The following is a 17,423-nucleotide window of genomic DNA, read 5'->3' on the forward strand; positions in this document are numbered from 1 at the left end:
CCCTCAGCGCGCCATCTAATTTTGGCTGCTGAGCGTCCCCGCTGCGGACGTGGGCAGGATCATTCCGCTTCGCTGGCGGCAGCTCATTGAGACTGCGCTTCGAACATTAGGAAGATCCCACCTGCGAAGACCATTGTGCGGCGACATTTGTCGACCGCGGAGACAACCTTGTGCCCAGCTCTGGACAGCTCTGACGGTTACGGCCGGTGAGGGAGGATCCATCCAAATCAGTTCAGCCGTGTTGCCCATCGCGCAAGCCGGCAAGGACATCGAATGCTCAAATCGCTTGACGGATGGAATGCGATTAGACAACCAGGCGATGAGGCGCGTGTTTGCCAATGTCAGAGCCAGGTAAATCAGGGCGGCCGTCATATAGAAGGTGAAGGGCTGGCGGGTGACCGAAGTGGCCATCTGCGACAAGCCCATCAGTTCATGCAAACCGACGATCGAGATCAGCGAGGTATCCTTGATCAGCGAAATCCAGTTGTTGCCGAGGCCTGGCAATGCAAAGCGCATGAGCAGCGGCAGACGGATCTTGACGAACATGACAAACCACCCGAGGCCAAGCGAGTGCCCCGCCTCGATCACGCCGATCGGAACGGATTGCCATGCACCGCGCAGGACTTCGGCAGCATAGCCACCGAAGACGAGGCTGAGCGCGAATACGCCAGCCTGCAGAGGCGGCACCTCGACGAAGCCGAAATCCGCGACGAAGAGGTTGACCGCTTTCGTCAGCGCCACAGTGCCGCCGAAGTACACGATCAGGATGACCAACAGTTCGGGGGTGCCTCGCATCACCAGGCTGAAGCCACGGCCAAGGGATGCCACGGCCCGGTTCGGTGACATCTGCGCCAACGCGCCCAGCATGCCCCAGCACAGGCCGACGAGCAGCGAGAGGACTGCCACTTTCATGGTCAAAAGGGTGCCGTGGGCGATCTCGTCACCCCATCCCTGCAATAGATCCATGGTCGTCTCCAAAGAAAGACGGAGCCGTCAATCGGCTCCGTCCGGTTGTCGTCGCGGATTATTTTGCGGAGGCCGGAAGGACGCTGAACGACCAGTATTTGTCGTTGATCGCCTTGAAGTTGCCATCCTTGAACATGGCGGTCAGCGCACCATCGACATTCTTCAGAAGATCTTGGTCGGCCTTGCGGATGCCGATACCGATACCGGGGCCGAAGTAGGATACGTCGTCGATTTCCGGACCGACGAAACCGTAGTCCTTGCCTTCCGGCTTGCTGAGGAAATCGTTGTCGAGCTTGATGGGGCCAGCAAAAATGAGATCGACGCGGCCGGCCTGAAGATCGAGGATCATGTTGTCGACCTTGTCATACTCGGACACGGTCGTCTGCGGATACTTCTCTGCGATGTACTTCGCATAGGTCGACGAGCGCTGGAGGCCGATGGTCTTACCGGCAACGCCTTCCGGGTTCGGCTCGCCTGCATCCGTCACCGGCTTGGCATCCAAGGTCTTTAGCCCGACGAACCGGGCGGCCGACGAGCGGTAGGGAACGGAGAAATTGATGCTCTGCAGCCGCTCCTCGGTGATGGACATCGATGCGGAGATCAGGTCGTACTTTCCGGCGAGCAGGCCGGGGATCATGCCGTCCCAAGCCTGGCAGATGATTTCGACCTCACTGCCAATCTGCCTGCCTATGGCACGCGCGACATCGACGTCGAAGCCTTTAATTTCTCCTTTCGCGTCCTGATATCCGAACGGGGGATAGGTGCAGTCGGCTGCCACTTTCAGCGTCGCGGCCTGCGACGACGTCGCGCCGAGCAAAAGGCCGGCGAAGGTGAATACGATGATCTTTTTCATGGGACCTTCCTTGTCAAAAGGCTGCGGTTTTTCGGCATGGAACAGGGCAGCTGCTTTAGGCGGGCGGCTGCATATGAGGTGTCGCTGGCGGCGACCTGTGTTCAAAGCCAGCAGCACGTACGTGCTCCGGCGATGCTGGTGAGCGCGACTATCTGGTCATGTCTTTGGATCCGACTTGCATTCTGGCCTCCCTCCAGAACCTGTCTTCTGGAACAAAGGATGGCGCGGAAGCAGAGCGAGCTAAAGTACCAATTCCCATGAACTGATGGTACCAGACTGAGCTTCAGGAAGATTTGCCGGCTTTCTCCAGAAACCGCCTCGTGACAAGCTCCATCCGCTGAACCGCCCCGGCGAGCCGCTCGGGGGAGAGATTTCCAAATCCCGCTACGAGACCAAAAAGATCCTTCCGCTCAATGCAATAGGAAGAGAGCGGTGGCGTGTCGATCCATGCTCCGCGCAAGAGCCGTGAAAGCTCGACGTCGTCGAAGGGTTCGCGCGCCGTAAGCGTCAAATGGAGACCAGCGTCCAGTTCCGGCACATCGAACACGTCGCCCAGCTTTTCTTTCAGGGACGCGATCATCGCGGTGGCACGATCCCTGTAGAGGGCGCGCGTGCGCCGGATATGAGATGCGAGTTCTCCGCTCGCCATGAAGTCGGCGACCGTATGCTGGTGCGTCAGCGGCGCATAGCAGGAAAGGCTGTCTTGCACTGCCGTGAACGAGGTGATCAGCTCGCGCGGCACGACGAGATAAGCAAGCCGCAGCCCGGGGGCGAGCACACGATTGAAGGAGCTGACATGGATGACCCGCTCGCCTCCCTTGCGCGCGGCGAGCGGCACGAGCGGCGTACCGCGCCATCTGATCTCGCTGTTGAAGTCGTCCTCGAATATCCAGCGCTGCGACGTATTGGCCCAGGCGAGAAGCCGTTCAATCGCAGCTTCCGACATGGTTGCACCCGCGGGAAACTGGCCGACCGGCGAAACCAGGATCATCCGGGCATCCGCGGCACGTTGCGCGATGTCGTCAGCGTTCAGTCCGTCACGAGAAACGGGCACGGGTGAGAGCCGAAGCCCAGCCGAACGCAGAGTGGACAAGAGCGTCGCGTAGGCCGGGTCCTCGACGCCGACAACGTCACCGGCGTCGAGAAGAACATGCGCGACGAGATTGGCAGCCTGAAGCGTGCTTCCCACGACGATAATTTGGTCAGCCTCGCATCGGATACCGCGCGCCTCGCTAAGATAGATGGCGAGTTGTTGGCGAAGCGCCGCCAGGCCGCCGCCTTCGCCATACCCGAGGTCAGAAACAGTGAAGCGTCGCCAATAGTTGGCGGCGATCTTGCCGAACTGCTTGTAGGGGAAGATATCCAGCGCCGGCATGCCAGGACTGAGATCGAACTTGTCCTGGCGCGACCAACTCCAATGCCGTATCGACGCCTCTCTCCCCCGTGCAGATAGCGCAACCGGTAAGCTCGAAGGCGGCGGGCCTCGTTCTCCTCCAGGCCGAACCGAGTCTTCTGGGAGGCTCTCTTCCACGTAGAAACCGGAACTCGGACGACGCTTGATATAGCCCTCGGCCGCCAAGCGATCATAGGCCATGTTGACCGTGTTTCTCGATATCGCGAGATCGGTCGCCATCGACCGGCTGGCCGGCAATCGGGCGCCGCGCGCAAGCTGTCCGTTGACGATCAGCCGGCGCAACTGGATGAAGAGCTGCTCCTGCAACGTCGGCCCACCGGACTTTTCTCGAACGACCATGGTCCAAACGGGATAATTGAACTGTTTCGCTGAAGCCATCCGAGAAATCCCTGTGCGGAGCCGCGCACTATCTCCCTGCCGGGCGGTATTTCGATCTACGAGACGACGTTGCGAATGAAGCGGACGGTCTTCTTTCCGACGTTGCAGTACGAATAATGCTGGGCCGTGCTGTAAGTGACAAACTCGCCCGTGGCATAGTCCTGCGCCTCGCCCGATTGGATCAAACGCAGCGCTCCTTCGACAACGAAAAGCATCTCGTGCCATCCTTCGGGGTCTGGCTCGGCCACGTAGCTGTCGCCCGGGCCGAGGGTCCACAGCCACATCTGTGTTTCCCGCGAGGCCGGCGCCGAACAAAGCAGCATCGCGGCGCTCGCTGGTTGGCTTCCGCGCCAGGTGACCTCGTTGATCTCGGCGCGCGTCTCCCTCGATGGATCGCGCACCAACTCGACGAAGTCTACGCCCATCGCGGTCGCCAATTTATCGAGGCTGGAAAGGCTGATGTTCGCGTCGCCGCTCTCGACCGCCGCGATCATCCGCCGGCTGATACCGGATGCATCTGCCAGCGCCGTTTGGCTCAGGCCCGAGGCGAGCCTTAAACGGCGGAGGTTTCCGGAAACGTGGGCCAACACATCGGCCCGGTCTTGACTGTGCAATATATTGCTCATATGGTCCTTCTAGACTACCGGCTTTCACAGCTCAACACATTTCTGTGCGTCTTGCCCTGCATGGGGCGCCAAGGCTTTGGCGTCCATGCAGCGTGACTTCGCACGCCTTTTTGGGATCGTCACAATGCAGAAATTGGTCGTACTCAACGACGAGGATATCACCCGACTGTTGCCCCGGACAGATGTTCGCGCAGCCCTGGAGCGTATGTTCATCGCGCTTGCCGATGGACGGGCTGTGCAGCCGCCACAGACGTTGAGCCTGTTCCCGGCCGGCGGCGGAGACTTCATCACCTATCCAGGCGTTCTTGGAAGCGATGGTGTCTTTGGCACGAAGCTTTCGCCCTATATCCCCGGCACGAATGGGGCGACCGTTACCGCCTGGACGCTTCTGATGTCGATGGAGACCGGGAAGCCGCTGCTCCTGTGTGATTCCAAACGCCTGACGACCGAACGAACGGCTGCGACCACTGCGATTGCCGTCGATCTGCTCGCCTCGAAGGAGGCAAAGATCCTGACGATCATCGGCACAGGCGAAATCGGCCTCGCGCATCTTCGTCATGCCGCATCGATCCGTCCGTGGCAGGAAATTCGTCTGTGCTCTCCGGATATTGCCAACCGGCACGGTCTTCCGGTGCAGCTCGAATCTGGCTGCCCGGTGACGACATCCACCTATACCGATACGGCCGCGGCCGGCGCCGACGTGGTCATGCTATGCACCTCGTCCGGCACACCGGTCATCGACGCGTCGAGGCTCGGCGCGGGCGTACTCGTCACATCCATCAGCACCAATGTCGCCAACGCCCACGAGATCGCCCCCGACACGCTCAATCGGTTCGATGTCTATTGCGACTATCGGGCCACCACGCCGGCTGCGGCCGGCGAAATGAAACTTGCCGCGGAACGTGGCCAGTGGAGCACAGATCGCCTTGTTGGCGACCTGCCCGAACTATTGTCGGGCAGAGCAACTGCCCGGGACACTAGCCGCCCAGCTTTCTTCCGTTCGATCGGGCTCGGGCTCGAAGACATAGCAACCGCAAGCGCCCTGCTTTCCGCAGCACGCAGTTAACCAATTCCAAGACAGCACAGGAGATAGGCAATGAAGATTCGTAATTTCGGCGTCGAGATCTGGATGAACCGCTACGAAAACAGATGCGACTGGAACATCGCCGAGACCTGCGTCGAGTCACTGACAGTCGCCGAACTTTTGGAGATGGCCGGCAAGACCGACACGATCCTCTCCGAGCTTCTGCCCATGAAGCTAACCTACGGCGCCATCGAAGGCAGCGAACGCCTCCGCAAGCTGATTGCCGGCCTCTACGAAAAGCAAAGTGCAGAAAATGTCGTGGTCACGCACGGCGCCATCGGCGGGAATGCACTGGTGCACGCAACGTTGGTCGAGCCGGGTGATCGTGTGATCTCGGTCCTGCCGACCTACCAGCAGCACTATTCCATCCCGGAAAGCTACGGCGCCGACGTACAAATCCTCAAGCTCACGGAAAGGACTGGCTTCCTGCCAGACCTGGAAGAGCTGAAGCGCCTTGCAACACCGGGCACGAAACTCATCGCCATCAACAATCCGAACAATCCGACGGGCTCGCTGATGGACCGCGCCTATCTGGAGAAAATCGTCGAGATTGCCCGCGCCTGCGGCGCATGGATCCTGTGTGACGAGGTCTATCGCGGTACGGACCAGGAAGGCGACGGCATGACCGCGTCGATCGCCGACCTCTATGAGAAAGGCATCAGCACCGCGAGCATGTCCAAGACTTTCGCGCTTGCCGGCCTGCGCCTTGGATGGATCGTCGCTCCCGTAGAATTGATCCACGCTGTCTCCGTCCATCGCGACTACAACACGATCAGCGTCGGCATGCTGGACGATCATTTCGCAGCTATTGCGCTGGAGAACCGCGACAAGATTCTTGCGCGCAGCCAAGCAATCACGCGCACCAACCTCGCCGTGCTTTCCGACTGGGTCGAGAACGAGCCGTTGATCTCGTGGATCAAACCGAAATCTGGCACCACGGCACTTCTCAAGTACGATCTGCCCATTTCCTCGGAAGAGTTCTGCGTCCGGCTTCTGGAACGTACCGGTGTCATGCTGACGCCTGGCAGCGCGATGGACATGGAAGGGTACGTCCGGATCGGCTTCACCAACAACGGCACCACCCTTCAGGAAGGCCTGAAGCGCATGTCCGAATTTCTTAAGGGCTATCAAACCGCGGCCGCGTGATCAGTGCGGTGGGGATGCAATGTCTCATAACGAAAGGGGAGTGAACATGAATAAATTGCTTGCCATGATGACGATTTCGCTGGCAGCGGGTGTCGCCAGTGCGCAAGATCTGCGGGTCGGCACGAGCGCAGATTATCCGCCGTGGGAGTCCGTCGATGCCGCCGGCGAGGTCGTCGGTTTCGACCGCGACGTCGGTAACGAAATCTGCAAGCGCATCGAGGCGAATTGCACATGGCAGAACCAGGCCTATGACGGTCTGCTGCCCGGCCTGCAGGTGGGCAAGTTCAACCTGGTGATCTCGGGCGTTTCAATCAACGAGGAACGGGCCCAAAAGGTTGACTTTTCCGTCGCCTACGCGGACGCCCCAAACGCGATGGTCGTTGCCGCGGGCAGCCTGGTTGCCGAGGCGAAGTCCGCCAAGGATCTGCAGGACAAGCTTGCGAAGGTCGCGATCGGCGTGCAGACCGGCACAACCCATGAGCAGGTGGTTCGCGCCCATTTCCCGGATGCGGACGTGCGCGTCTATGACCGCCCGGATCAGATTGCCGACGACGTTGTCGCCGGACGCATCGATGCCGGCCTGATGGAGCGATCCGCACTGGAGCCGCTTGTGAAGGATCGTGGCGCTGACAAGCTGGTCTATGCCGGCCCGCTCCTGACCAGCGCGGACTTCCCCGAATTCGGCAAGGGACAGGGCGTCGCCATCGCCAAAGGCAACACGGAACTCACCGCTAAGGTAGACAAGGCCGTGTCAGCGATGCTCGCCGACGGCACGATCAAATCGATCTCCGAAAAGTGGTTCGGCTACGACATTTCCAAGAAATGACGAACACATGAACCACGCGAGGGGGCGGGCAAGCCTGCCTCCTCGCGAGAGGAATTGGACGATGACACTCCCAGACCATATCAAGATCGAAGCGAGGCGAGACCTGACGGACCTCGTCGCGATCCCTTCCGTCAGCGCCCGAGTTGAAGGCCTCCATGCGTGCGCCGATAAGGTTGCCGCTCTTCTCGCCGACGCCGGCTTCCAAACTGCAATCGAGCCAGGGGACGTCGGTCCGTTCGTAACCGGCGAAATCGGTGAGGGCCCCTTCACACTGGTGATCTACAACCACTATGACGTTCAGCCTGAAGAGCCTGTCAATCTTTGGACGGCACCGCCCTTCAGCCTGACGGAGCGCCACGGCGCGCTCTTCGGCCGCGGTGCGGCAGACGACAAGGGCGAATTCGTCAGCCGCCTTGCCGGATGGCGCCTGTTCCGGGAACGACACCCCGGCCCCTTACCCTTCCGCCTGATCTGGATCGTCGAGGGCGAAGAGGAAATCGGAAGTCCTTCGCTCGTACGCTTCCTTGAGAAACGTTATGCAGGCCTTCAAGCGGACCTCTGCTGGTGGGAATTCGGGGAGGTCGATACACGCGGCCGATCGTTGGTCCTCATGGGCTTCAAGGGCGTGTTGGCGATCGAGCTGAGCGTTCGTACCGCACGCGCTGATCTGCATTCCAGCCTCGGCGCCATATTCGATAATCCCCTATGGCGGCTGGCCTCTGCTGTCGCTTCCATGCGCGATGCAGCCGGCCGTGTCCTGATCAAAGGCTTCTACGAAGGCATCGAGCCCGATCGAGCGACGAGAGAACTTGCCGCTTCGCCCCCGTTTCCGCTGGAAGACTTAATGGCGGCAACCGGGGGGCAAAAGCTTCTTGTCGCCGTGACACCGTCCAACTTCTACGAGCACCTCAACTTCGAACCCTGCCTGAACGTCAACGGCATCCATGGCGGATACGAGGGAGCTGGCACGAAGACGGTTCTGCCGGCGACTGCGACCGCCAAGCTCGATTTTCGTCTCGTCCCTGGACAGAACCCCAAAGCCGTCGCTGACCTCGTACGCCTGCACCTGGACGACAACGGCTTTGACGATATCGAGCTGATCGTTCACGACGCCGAGGTCTTGGGTGTTCGCAGCGATCCGTCGCATTGGGCCGTCAAGCTCGGGGCGAAGTTGCTGGAAAAGTGGTTCGGCCAGCCTGCCATCCTTCAACCGAGTTCGGCAGCCTCGGGTCTTGCGCACCCTTTCGTGCATCAGCTCGGCGCCACGCTTTTCGGTGCGGGCATCACGCACCATGGCGCAATGTTGCACTCTCCCGATGAGAACATCCTCATCGACCAGTTCCACCAGATGATCGGCTTCTCCGCAGACTTCTTCTCCGCGCTCGCCAGCCAGTGCGGATCGGCGGCAGACGTTGGTTACCAGCAACGCGAGACCGGGTCATGATCGAAGCGGTTGTCCAGTATTTTCCCCAGCTCCTGCAGGGCTTCCTCGTCACGCTCTCCGTCGCCGTCGGAAGCTTTGTCCTTGGACTGATCTTCGCGGTCGTGCTTGCACCGGCCGCGGTCTACGGATCCGCCCCGGTTCGCAAGGTCATCGCCGGTTACGTCAGCCTCATTCGGGGTCTGCCGGAACTGCTGGTCATCTTCCTGATCTTCTACGGCGGCACGGTTCTATTGACCGGCCTTTTCGGCGTCTATGTCGAAGTGGATGCTCTCACCGCCGGCATCGCAGCGCTGACTGTCGTCTCGACCGCATATCTGACGGAGATCGTCCGCGGCGCACTGGTCTGGGTGTCGTCAGGCCAATGGGAGGCGGCACTCGCTCTCGGCCTTCGCAGGCCCGGAGCGTTCCGGCTCATCGTCCTGCCGCAGATGATGGTCCGAGCCCTGCCCGGCCTCGGCAATCAGTGGCTCGTGATCCTGAAGGAGAGCGCCTTGGTCTCGATCATCGGACTGGAGGAATTGATGCGCAAATCCGTCGTCGCGGCCGGCGCAACCCACAAGCCCCTCGCTTTCTACCTTACGGCTGCTGCGCTGTATGTGCTGGTGACCGGCGTCTCGACGGTCTTCATCAATGCCTACAATCAGCGCCTGACCACTCATCTGCGGTAGTCCCATGTCATTGGATCTCTTTCTTCCCGCTTTCATCACCATCAAGAACGGCTTCGTTCTGACACTGATCATCACCCTGGCGAGCTTCCTCGTGGGACAGGTGCTCGCGCTGCCGGTCGCCCTGGCTCTGTCCTCTCCCTCAAGGTGCTTGCGGCTTCCGGCGTCTGCCTACACATTCGTCATCCGTGGCAGCCCGCTTCTCGTGCAGCTCTTCATTGTCTACTACGGCTTAGGACAGCTCGAGGCCGTTCGCGAAAGCGTCCTCTGGCCCATCCTCCGCAGCCCGGTCTACTGCGCGGTCCTGACGATCGCCCTCAACTCGGCCGCCTATTCGGCCGAAGTCCTGGCCGGTGCAATCCGGCAGGTGCCCAAAGGGCAGTGGGAAGCCGGGAAAGCCCTCGGGTTGGCAAAATACGTCCTGTTGATCAAGGTCGTCCTGCCGCAGATCTACCGCGCCGTGTTGCCAAGCATCGGCAACGAACTGATCCTCGTCATGAAGGGGTCGACGCTCGCCAGCGCGGTCACGGTCATGGAAATGACCGGTGCAGCCCGCGTATTTGTCGCCAAGACCTATGCGCCATTCGAAACGTTTCTGATCGCGGGTGCCATCTATCTCTTGATCGGCGCCGCCTTCGGGCGGGTCTTCAAGGGGCTCGAAACAAGGTTCGCCATCCCAGGCCGATAAGCCAACACGATCGACAGTCGCGAGAACTGCAAGCGGAGAACGTCTTCCGCGCGACGCAGCCAATGCACACTTCTGGAGGAGAAAAAATGTCAAAGTCAGCAGTCAAGATCGCCGGCATGAACAAGTGGTACGGCGCTTTCCATGTCTTGAAGGACATCGATCTAGATGTTCAGCAGGGCGAACGCATCGTCATTGCCGGCCCGTCGGGCTCCGGCAAATCGACGATGATCCGCTGCATCAATCGGCTCGAAGAGCACCAGAAGGGCAAGATCGTCGTCGACGGCATCGAGCTCACCAACGATCTGAAGAAGATCGACGAAGTGCGTCGCGAAGTCGGCATGGTATTCCAGCACTTCAACCTCTTCCCGCACCTGACGATCCTCGAAAACTGCACGCTTGCCCCGATCTGGGTGCGCAAGATGCCGAAGAAGCAGGCCGAGGAACTGGCGATGCACTTCCTGAAGCGCGTCAAGATCCCCGAGCAGGCGAACAAGTATCCGGGCCAACTCTCGGGCGGCCAGCAGCAGCGCGTGGCGATCGCCCGCTCGCTGTGCATGAAGCCGAAGATCCTGCTGTTCGATGAGCCGACCTCGGCGCTCGACCCGGAAATGGTCAAGGAAGTGCTCGACACCATGGTGTCGCTCGCCGAAGAAGGCATGACCATGCTGTGCGTGACACACGAAATGGGCTTCGCCCGCCAGGTTGCCAACCGCGTGATCTTCATGGACCAGGGCCAGATCGTCGAGCAGAACGCGCCGGCCGAGTTCTTCGATAATCCGCAGCACGAGCGCACCAAGCTGTTCCTCAGCCAGATCCTGCACTGACCGAAAGCATTGCACCATTGCGCGCGCCCGCGCCCGTCCTTGTCGAGCCCCGCTCGACGTCATCGTTACGCCGGCCGATCATTTGTCGGCCGAGGCCCGGCCGCGACCAGATGCGCCGCTATCGACAAAGCCGTCGCAATCCTCAAGGCCCGAAAGCGCTCGCTGATTGTCGCCGGCGCTTGTGCCGCCGGTGCGGCAACCCATTGCGGGAAAACGCGGCGCGCGCCAGCCGCAGCGACACCCGTCGAAGTGAGTTTCCAGGTCGACGCTCGTCAGGTTAGAGCTTCGCCCTCGTCGACCGCGGCGTGGACAAAAGAAGGCTCGTCTCGCTGCCCATAATGCCGGGCACGAGACGGATCTTGCGCAGCACGGCATCGAAGTTGGCCAGGCTCGATGCGCTGAGTTCCACCAGCAAATCCCACCGGCCATTCGTCGTGTGAATCTGCGAGATTTCAGGAAAGCCGCCGAGCGTGCGGATCACCCGATCGGTCACATGGCCCTCGATCTCAACCATCATCACCCCACGAACGACATCTTCAAGCGCATCGGCACGCAGCATCACCGTGTAGCCGAGAATGGTCCCGTCCTGCTCCATCCGCTCGATGCGCGCCCGCACGGTCGCCCGCGAGGCGCCCGTTTCCAGCGCGAGATCCGAGACACTTCGACGCCCATTGCCGCGCAACAGCATCACGATCTTCTGGTCGAGAGCATCCATGCCAATTTGGATTCCGTTCTTATCAATGTGGTCAAACTAGCATCTCGATATGCCAAAATTCAATGTTCAATCCGCCATCGATGACTTTTATAATCATGCAAACAAACGGGAGTACACTATGGACTGCACGCTTATCGGCGCGCCCCTGCAAATCGGGGCAGGGCAGCTTGGCTGCGAGATGGGGCCGAGCGCCCTGCGCATCGCTGGCCTTCGCACGGCACTGGAAGAACTGGGCCATTCGGTCAAGGACAATGGCAATCTCAGCCCGCGTGCGTTCGACGAGATGCCCCATCCGAACAAGGCCGTCCATCACCTCGGCGAAACGGTCGCCTGGGTCGAAGCGCTGTCTGCTGCTGCCTACGAACACAGCAAGGCAGGCATGCCCATCTTCCTCGGCGGCGACCATGCCATCTCCGCGGGCACCGTTCCGGGTCTCGCACGCCGAGCCGCCGAACTCGGGCGGCCGCTGTTCGTGCTCTGGCTGGACGCTCATACCGACTTCCATACTCTCGAAACGACGGTCAGCGGCAACCTGCACGGCACGCCCGTCGCTTACTATACCGGCCAGACCGGTTTCGATGGCTTCTTCCCTGCGCTTGCCCATCCCGTTGCCGCACAAAACGTCTGCATGATCGGCATCCGCAGCGTTGACGCCGCCGAAAAGGCCGCCATTCGCACCACCGGCATCACGGTACACGACATGCGCGTAATCGATGAGCATGGCGTGGCCGTCCTCGTCCGCAATTTCATCGAACGGGTCCGGGCCGCAAACGGCCTCCTGCACGTCAGCTTCGATGTCGACTTCCTCGAGCCGGACATCGCGCCGGCCGTCGGCACCACGGTACCGGGAGGAGCAACTTTCCGCGAGGCGCACCTGATCATGGAAATGCTGCATGACAGCGGGCTGGTGACCAGCCTCGACATTGTCGAACTCAATCCGTTCCTCGACGAGCGCGGCAAGACCGCTCGGCTGCTCGTCGATCTCGTCGCCAGCCTGATGGGCAAGCGGGTGATGGATCGCCCGACTGTTACTGGCTGATTTCGATTGTTCTTTGGTTGGAGGGAAAATGAATACTGATCCGAAACTGAACGTGGTTCCGTTCGTGAGCGTCGACCACATGATGAAACTGGTTCTGAAGGTCGGCATCGACCGGTTCCTGACGGACCTGGCGGCCACAATCGAGGAGGACTTCCGCCGCTGGCCGGTCTTCGACAAGACCCCGCGCGTCGCTTCCCATTCGCAGGAAGGCGTCATCGAGCTGATGCCCACCAGCGACGGAACGCTTTACGGCTTCAAATACGTCAATGGTCACCCGAAGAACACGCGCGATGGCCGCCAGACCGTGACGGCCTTCGGCGTGCTCTCGGATGTCGGCAACGGCTACCCGATGCTGCTCACCGAAATGACGATCCTGACCGCGCTGCGCACTGCGGCAACGTCCGCGGTCGCGGCAAAGTACCTCGCCCGGCCGAATGCCCGGACCATGGCCATCATCGGCAATGGTGCGCAGAGCGAATTCCAGGCGCGCGCCTTCAAGTCGCTGCTCGGCATCGACAAGCTTCGCCTCTACGATATCGACGCCTCCGCCACCCGGAAATGCGCACGCAACCTCGCGGGACTCGGTTTCACCATTGAGGAATGCACCTCGGTCGAAGAGGCGGTCGAAGGCGCGGACATCATCACCACGGTCACCGCCGACAAACAGTACGCGACGATCCTCTCGGACAACCATGTCGGTCCCGGTGTCCACATCAACGCGGTGGGCGGTGACTGCCCCGGCAAGACCGAACTCAGCAAGGACATTCTCCTGCGCTCGGACATCTTCGTCGAATATCCGCCGCAGACACGCATCGAAGGCGAAATCCAGCAGCTGCCGGCTGAGCACCCCGTCGTTGAACTCTGGCAGGTCATGACCGGCGAGACAGAGGGCCGCAAGAGCCCGGATCAGATCACGCTCTTCGACAGTGTCGGTTTTGCGATCGAGGACTTCTCCGCCCTCCGCTACGTCCGGGACCAGATTGCCGAACACGGTATGTTCACAGAACTCGACCTCCTCGCTGATCCCGACGAGCCACGTGACCTCTACGGCATGCTTCTGCGGTGTGAGAAGAAACTCGAAGCGGCATAGACTGACGCGAAGTAATCACGTTCCCCGGTTTGTCGACGGTCAAACCGGGGAACGCGAGGCGTCAGTCGCCAAGCAGCCTGATAGAGGCCAATTGAGCGCCTTGAAGGGAATCGAACTTACTACCCAATTCCTTGAAAACCGCGACAAAAAGTAATACCTTGGATAAATCATTCCTTACACAGGTCCGGCCATGACGACGACAGTTACATCCAAGGGACAAATTACAATTCCCAAGCCGGTGCGCGATCTCTTGGGTATCGTGCCTGGAAGCAAGATAGACTTCCGACGCACTTCAGATGGAAGCGTTGTCCTCGTCCATGCTGCGAAAAAGCAGCCGCCCAGCCGCTTCGCAAAACTACGAGGGCATGCGGGCAAGGGCCTCGACACTGACGCGATCATGGCGCTTACGCGTGGCGAACCGTGATACTCGTAGACACGAATGTCCTTCTCGACGTCGTTACCGATGATCCAACTTGGGCCGATTGGTCGATAGCGCAGCTGGAAGCCGCAAGCCTCGGGGGAGCAATCTGGATCAACGACATCGTCTACGCCGAACTCTCCGTCCGCTACGATCGGATAGAAGACGTTGACGGCTTCCTTGATCAAGCGGGGTTTGAGCTGGCGGCGGTACCGCGTGAGGCCCTCTTTCTGGCAAGCAAGGTTTTCACACAATATCGCAAAGTAGGCGGAACGCAGACAGGGGTGCTCCCTGATTTCTTCATCGGTGCGCACGCAGCGGTCAGCGGATATCCGCTGCTCACACGCGACGTCGGCCGTTATCGCACCTATTTCCCAAGGTTGACGCTGATCGCGCCGAACTTGCCGACCTGATGAAGCTGCTCATGGGAGGCTCAGGTCCCGTCGATACATTATGCGATCCAAAATGCACCGCTCCGGAAGATACGCGTTGCGCAAATGCGGGACGAATACTGGGCGTTGCCGCACTTCAGCAGAGAGTAAGAACAGGCGGCGACCCCACTCCCGTTGCTGGAACATTCTCGAAGCTCAACGGTTTTGCGTTCACAAACCAGGAGGTGGAAGATGATCGGGGTGAACCAGCAATCGATTGAAGATCAAATCGCCGAATTGCGATCGCAGATCGCGGAGGTGAAGCAAGCTGTGAGTGAGCGGGTCAATTCTGCGGCTGAAGGCGCCTCTGGAATAGCTAGGAACGCAGCCCAGACGGTCCGACAGCAAGGACAGGGCGCAATAGAGGCCGCGCGGGAAAATCCCGGAACAGCAACGACAATCGTCAGTACGGCCGCGCTTATCGGATTTTGCATCGGCCTATACCTGGGCCTTTCTTCGACGAGTGGCGTTCGGGCGCGCTGGTAGGCAGGAGCCCATCTTATCTTTCGAAGGCCAATCGAATCATCCCTAGCATTTCTAACAGAGCAAGTGATCCGCAGCCGGATGGCATCTGTTAGTCGGCAAAAGGCGTGTTACGTAAGACTCCTTGCAGATTGCCGATTTGTCGGTGCCGGCGCCCGCCAGCGATCCCGGTCGGCCGGTTTTTGCTGTCGAAAGCTGACGACGAATTTGGACGCGCGCGGCTCGAAAGGCCGGGCGCAAGGGTGAGCTTCCCTCCACTCAAGCCAAAGGCAACCGACGCCTCGACGGCGCGACGCTCGACGTAGTTGCCGTTCGAGTTACCAGCGACCTGCACGCCGATTGGCCGATTGATGCCGGGGGTGCCCCGGTCATTCCGCCGAAGTGACGCCATGAGAAACGCCATGTCATCTCCGCCCAGGGCGGCGCGCCCTACATATTGCACACGGACAGAAGCTGTACCGCGACGCTGCAGAGCATGTCTGCTGCCTTGCTGGAAACGCCGATCGCGCGCCCTTTGTGGCACGGACGACGGTCATTGAAACGCAAGATGACCGACGAGCCGTTTTCGAGATTGATCACTCGCACATAGCTTGGCAAGGGCAGCGGCGGATCCCCGGCGAAGAGGCGACCCGCATCGCAAATCCTTGGGGAACACATCCACCGCGGCACCCGATGACCGTCGTTCAGGACTTTCCCAAGCGCATCGAGATTGACCACTCTACCACAAGAATTGTTGATGGCGATGGCGCCCTTCTAGGCTTTTCCGCCACTCCTAACCGACCGGAAAACCTTACCGACGAATTTCCCGTATGGGCGGCGGATATCATTTTACCTTACATTTCTGGAGCATAACTCCATAAATGCAAGGATGATTGAGCGCCAGATAGCCACCACGTTAACAGAACGAAGCGATGCGCTCCGAAAGGAACGCTGACGATCGGTTGTATCGGTATGCGAAGTCGACCCAGCGCGCTGCCTCACCACGCTCGCACTATGAAGCCCGTCGTCCCTCTCCGCCCTTCGCTAAGCCGGGACCAAATTGCCGAACACGGTATGTTCACAGAACTCGACCTCCTCGCTGATCCCGACGAACCGCGTGACCTCTACGGCATGCTGCTTCGCTGCGAAAAGAAGCTCGAAGCGGCATAGCCTGAGGCGAAGTAATCACGTTCCCCGGTTTGTCGACGCGCAATTGGCCTCTATCAGGCTCTAGGCAGCCTGATAGAGGCCAATTGAGCGTCTTGAAAAAAATCGAATTGGCGACCCAGTGGAAGCCAAAGGATCAGTTGACCCGGGTTCCTTCGGCGCAGAACAGATGGATCTTCTGGTTCTTCGGCGAGAGATAAATCTGCTCCTCAGGTTTTAGGTCCACGCGGCGATGCAACACGATCCCCGCCGTTTGCGTACCCACGCGCACCAGAAGGTGAGTTTCGGCGCCGGTCGGCTCGACCGTCAGCACGGTTGCCGGTATGCCGGTTTCGGAGAGCTCCAGATCTTCCGGGCGGATGCCATAGGTGCGAACGTCGCCGTTGCCCAATGACGATGGAAGGGGCAGAAGAACCCCGCCGTCGATGCGGAAGGCACCATCATCGACGCGACCCTCGAAGAGATTCATCGACGGCGAGCCTATGAAGGTGGCGACTAAGGTATTGTCCGGGCGATCATAGAGGTCGAGCGGCTTGCCGATCTGTTCGATACGGCCGGCACGCATGACGACGATCTTGTCAGCCATGGTCATGGCTTCGATCTGGTCGTGGGTAACGTAGACGATGGTCGTGCCGAGCCGCTGGTGCAATTCCTTGATCTCGCTGCGCATGGTCACGCGCAGCTTAGCATCGAGATTGGACAGCGGCTCGTCGAAGAGGAACACCTTGGGGTGACGAACAATGGCGCGGCCCATGGCGACGCGCTGGCGCTGGCCGCCGGAGAGCTGCTTGGGCAGGCGGTCGAGCAGCGGCTCAAGCGCGAGAATTCCGGCGGCCTCCTTCACCAGCTTATCTATCGTCGCCTTGTCTCGACCCTGGAGCTTCAGGGAGAAGCCCATGTTCTCCTTGACCGTCATGTGCGGGTAGAGCGCATAGCTCTGGAACACCATGGCGATGTCCCGTTCCTTGGGTGCGACATCGTTGACAACGCGGCCGTCGATGCGGATCTCCCCACCGCTGATGTCCTCGAGCCCTGCCAGCATGCGCAGGAGCGTGGACTTGCCGCAGCCGGACGGCCCGACGAGCGTGACGAATTCTCCATCCTCGATGTCCACGGAAACGCCGTGGATGACGGAGGCTGCGCCATACTGTTTCAGAACGCGGTCGATCGCTACCGATGCCATTTTT

Annotated in this window: 19 protein-coding genes; 12 read left to right on the forward strand and 7 right to left on the reverse strand. The window is 60.2% G+C overall.

Annotated features, from left to right (window positions below; all coding sequences use genetic code 11):
• Window positions 1-15: 15 nt before the first annotated feature.
• From BLU15_RS36080 to BLU15_RS36095, 4 genes are all read right to left on the reverse strand, one after another.
• On the reverse strand, window positions 16-966 hold the full coding sequence (locus tag BLU15_RS36080; RefSeq protein ID WP_090302023.1) for an ABC transporter permease: 951 nt from the start codon (window positions 964-966) through the stop codon (window positions 16-18).
• A 58-nt stretch (window positions 967-1,024) separates the two neighbouring features.
• A complete protein-coding gene (locus tag BLU15_RS36085; protein ID WP_090302025.1) occupies window positions 1,025-1,819 on the reverse strand; it encodes a transporter substrate-binding domain-containing protein in 795 nt (264 codons plus the stop codon).
• A 283-nt stretch (window positions 1,820-2,102) separates the two neighbouring features.
• Entirely contained in the window at window positions 2,103-3,611 is a 1,509-nt protein-coding gene (locus BLU15_RS36090) for a MocR-like pyridoxine biosynthesis transcription factor PdxR (RefSeq protein ID WP_090302027.1), read from the reverse strand.
• A 56-nt stretch (window positions 3,612-3,667) separates the two neighbouring features.
• Window positions 3,668-4,237 carry a helix-turn-helix domain-containing protein gene (locus BLU15_RS36095; RefSeq protein WP_034803214.1) on the reverse strand — a complete coding sequence of 190 codons (570 nt, stop codon included), beginning with the start codon at window positions 4,235-4,237 and terminating at the stop codon, window positions 3,668-3,670.
• Window positions 4,238-4,361: 124 nt separating this feature from the next.
• Between BLU15_RS36095 and BLU15_RS36100 the strand changes: the two genes are divergently transcribed.
• The 7 genes from BLU15_RS36100 (at window position 4,362) to BLU15_RS36130 (ending at window position 10,914) form a co-directional block, all read left to right on the forward strand.
• A complete protein-coding gene (locus BLU15_RS36100) occupies window positions 4,362-5,303 on the forward strand; it encodes an ornithine cyclodeaminase family protein (protein ID WP_090302066.1) in 942 nt (313 codons plus the stop codon).
• 30 nt (window positions 5,304-5,333) lie between these two features.
• Entirely contained in the window at window positions 5,334-6,467 is a 1,134-nt protein-coding gene (locus BLU15_RS36105) for an aminotransferase (RefSeq protein WP_090302029.1), read from the forward strand.
• Window positions 6,468-6,513: 46 nt separating this feature from the next.
• On the forward strand, window positions 6,514-7,293 hold the full coding sequence (locus BLU15_RS36110; protein ID WP_090302031.1) for a transporter substrate-binding domain-containing protein: 780 nt from the start codon (window positions 6,514-6,516) through the stop codon (window positions 7,291-7,293).
• 61 nt (window positions 7,294-7,354) lie between these two features.
• Window positions 7,355-8,737, forward strand: a complete 1,383-nt coding sequence (locus BLU15_RS36115; RefSeq protein ID WP_090302033.1) for a M20/M25/M40 family metallo-hydrolase — start codon at window positions 7,355-7,357, stop codon at window positions 8,735-8,737.
• On the forward strand, window positions 8,734-9,405 hold the full coding sequence (locus tag BLU15_RS36120; protein WP_090302035.1) for an ABC transporter permease: 672 nt from the start codon (window positions 8,734-8,736) through the stop codon (window positions 9,403-9,405). The genes BLU15_RS36115 and BLU15_RS36120 overlap by 4 nt, the downstream gene beginning before the upstream one ends.
• Window positions 9,406-9,409: 4 nt before the next feature.
• Window positions 9,410-10,090 carry an ABC transporter permease gene (locus BLU15_RS36125; RefSeq protein WP_060517220.1) on the forward strand — a complete coding sequence of 227 codons (681 nt, stop codon included), beginning with the start codon at window positions 9,410-9,412 and terminating at the stop codon, window positions 10,088-10,090.
• 62 nt (window positions 10,091-10,152) lie between these two features.
• The gene (locus tag BLU15_RS36130; protein ID WP_090302037.1) at window positions 10,153-10,914 is read left to right on the forward strand and encodes an amino acid ABC transporter ATP-binding protein; all 762 of its coding nucleotides are present in this window, start codon (window positions 10,153-10,155) and stop codon (window positions 10,912-10,914) included.
• Between the two features lie 277 nt (window positions 10,915-11,191).
• Here the strand turns inward: BLU15_RS36130 and BLU15_RS36135 are convergent, their stop codons facing one another.
• Window positions 11,192-11,629, reverse strand: a complete 438-nt coding sequence (locus tag BLU15_RS36135) for an Lrp/AsnC family transcriptional regulator (RefSeq protein ID WP_060517223.1) — start codon at window positions 11,627-11,629, stop codon at window positions 11,192-11,194.
• Window positions 11,630-11,747: 118 nt separating this feature from the next.
• On the opposite strand from BLU15_RS36135, the gene rocF reads away from it, so the two are divergent.
• The 5 genes from rocF to BLU15_RS36160 all read left to right on the forward strand — a co-directional run bounded on the left by rocF (window position 11,748) and on the right by BLU15_RS36160 (window position 15,093).
• On the forward strand, window positions 11,748-12,668 hold the full coding sequence (gene rocF / locus BLU15_RS36140) for an arginase (protein ID WP_060517226.1): 921 nt from the start codon (window positions 11,748-11,750) through the stop codon (window positions 12,666-12,668).
• 28 nt (window positions 12,669-12,696) lie between these two features.
• Entirely contained in the window at window positions 12,697-13,758 is a 1,062-nt protein-coding gene (gene ocd, locus BLU15_RS36145; protein WP_060529605.1) for an ornithine cyclodeaminase, read from the forward strand.
• A gap of 190 nt (window positions 13,759-13,948) precedes the next feature.
• On the forward strand, window positions 13,949-14,182 hold the full coding sequence (locus tag BLU15_RS36150; RefSeq protein WP_060607547.1) for an AbrB/MazE/SpoVT family DNA-binding domain-containing protein: 234 nt from the start codon (window positions 13,949-13,951) through the stop codon (window positions 14,180-14,182).
• On the forward strand, window positions 14,179-14,589 hold the full coding sequence (locus BLU15_RS36155) for a type II toxin-antitoxin system VapC family toxin (protein ID WP_090302039.1): 411 nt from the start codon (window positions 14,179-14,181) through the stop codon (window positions 14,587-14,589). Before BLU15_RS36150 ends, BLU15_RS36155 begins: the two co-directional genes overlap by 4 nt.
• 210 nt (window positions 14,590-14,799) lie before the next feature.
• A complete protein-coding gene (locus tag BLU15_RS36160; RefSeq protein ID WP_060584781.1) occupies window positions 14,800-15,093 on the forward strand; it encodes a hypothetical protein in 294 nt (97 codons plus the stop codon).
• An 88-nt stretch (window positions 15,094-15,181) separates the two neighbouring features.
• Here BLU15_RS36160 and BLU15_RS36165 read toward each other — a convergent pair whose 3' ends face one another.
• Window positions 15,182-15,493 (reverse strand): hypothetical protein, encoded by a 312-nt coding sequence (locus tag BLU15_RS36165; RefSeq protein WP_090302041.1) that lies wholly within the window; start codon window positions 15,491-15,493, stop codon window positions 15,182-15,184.
• An 879-nt stretch (window positions 15,494-16,372) separates the two neighbouring features.
• A complete protein-coding gene (locus BLU15_RS36175) occupies window positions 16,373-17,419 on the reverse strand; it encodes an ABC transporter ATP-binding protein (protein WP_090302047.1) in 1,047 nt (348 codons plus the stop codon).
• Window positions 17,420-17,423 lie beyond the last annotated feature (4 nt).

It is taken from the genome of Ensifer sp. YR511 (assembly GCF_900103045.1).
GTDB lineage: Bacteria > Pseudomonadota > Alphaproteobacteria > Rhizobiales > Rhizobiaceae > Ensifer > Ensifer adhaerens.

What these genes read in the sequence shown, in the direction of transcription:
- BLU15_RS36080 (WP_090302023.1), bottom strand. Translation starts at nt 966, where the DNA reads ATGGATCTATTGCAGGGATGGGGTGACGAGATCGCCCACGGCACCCTT.
- BLU15_RS36085 (WP_090302025.1), bottom strand. Translation starts at nt 1,819, where the DNA reads ATGAAAAAGATCATCGTATTCACCTTCGCCGGCCTTTTGCTCGGCGCG.
- BLU15_RS36090 (WP_090302027.1), bottom strand. Translation starts at nt 3,611, where the DNA reads ATGGCTTCAGCGAAACAGTTCAATTATCCCGTTTGGACCATGGTCGTT.
- BLU15_RS36095 (WP_034803214.1), bottom strand. Translation starts at nt 4,237, where the DNA reads ATGAGCAATATATTGCACAGTCAAGACCGGGCCGATGTGTTGGCCCAC.
- BLU15_RS36100 (WP_090302066.1), top strand. Translation starts at nt 4,362, where the DNA reads ATGCAGAAATTGGTCGTACTCAACGACGAGGATATCACCCGACTGTTG.
- BLU15_RS36105 (WP_090302029.1), top strand. Translation starts at nt 5,334, where the DNA reads ATGAAGATTCGTAATTTCGGCGTCGAGATCTGGATGAACCGCTACGAA.
- BLU15_RS36110 (WP_090302031.1), top strand. Translation starts at nt 6,514, where the DNA reads ATGAATAAATTGCTTGCCATGATGACGATTTCGCTGGCAGCGGGTGTC.
- BLU15_RS36115 (WP_090302033.1), top strand. Translation starts at nt 7,355, where the DNA reads ATGACACTCCCAGACCATATCAAGATCGAAGCGAGGCGAGACCTGACG.
- BLU15_RS36120 (WP_090302035.1), top strand. Translation starts at nt 8,734, where the DNA reads ATGATCGAAGCGGTTGTCCAGTATTTTCCCCAGCTCCTGCAGGGCTTC.
- BLU15_RS36125 (WP_060517220.1), top strand. Translation starts at nt 9,410, where the DNA reads ATGTCATTGGATCTCTTTCTTCCCGCTTTCATCACCATCAAGAACGGC.
- BLU15_RS36130 (WP_090302037.1), top strand. Translation starts at nt 10,153, where the DNA reads ATGCACACTTCTGGAGGAGAAAAAATGTCAAAGTCAGCAGTCAAGATC.
- BLU15_RS36135 (WP_060517223.1), bottom strand. Translation starts at nt 11,629, where the DNA reads ATGGATGCTCTCGACCAGAAGATCGTGATGCTGTTGCGCGGCAATGGG.
- rocF (WP_060517226.1), top strand. Translation starts at nt 11,748, where the DNA reads ATGGACTGCACGCTTATCGGCGCGCCCCTGCAAATCGGGGCAGGGCAG.
- ocd (WP_060529605.1), top strand. Translation starts at nt 12,697, where the DNA reads ATGAATACTGATCCGAAACTGAACGTGGTTCCGTTCGTGAGCGTCGAC.
- BLU15_RS36150 (WP_060607547.1), top strand. Translation starts at nt 13,949, where the DNA reads ATGACGACGACAGTTACATCCAAGGGACAAATTACAATTCCCAAGCCG.
- BLU15_RS36160 (WP_060584781.1), top strand. Translation starts at nt 14,800, where the DNA reads ATGATCGGGGTGAACCAGCAATCGATTGAAGATCAAATCGCCGAATTG.
- BLU15_RS36165 (WP_090302041.1), bottom strand. Translation starts at nt 15,493, where the DNA reads ATGGCGTTTCTCATGGCGTCACTTCGGCGGAATGACCGGGGCACCCCC.
- BLU15_RS36175 (WP_090302047.1), bottom strand. Translation starts at nt 17,419, where the DNA reads ATGGCATCGGTAGCGATCGACCGCGTTCTGAAACAGTATGGCGCAGCC.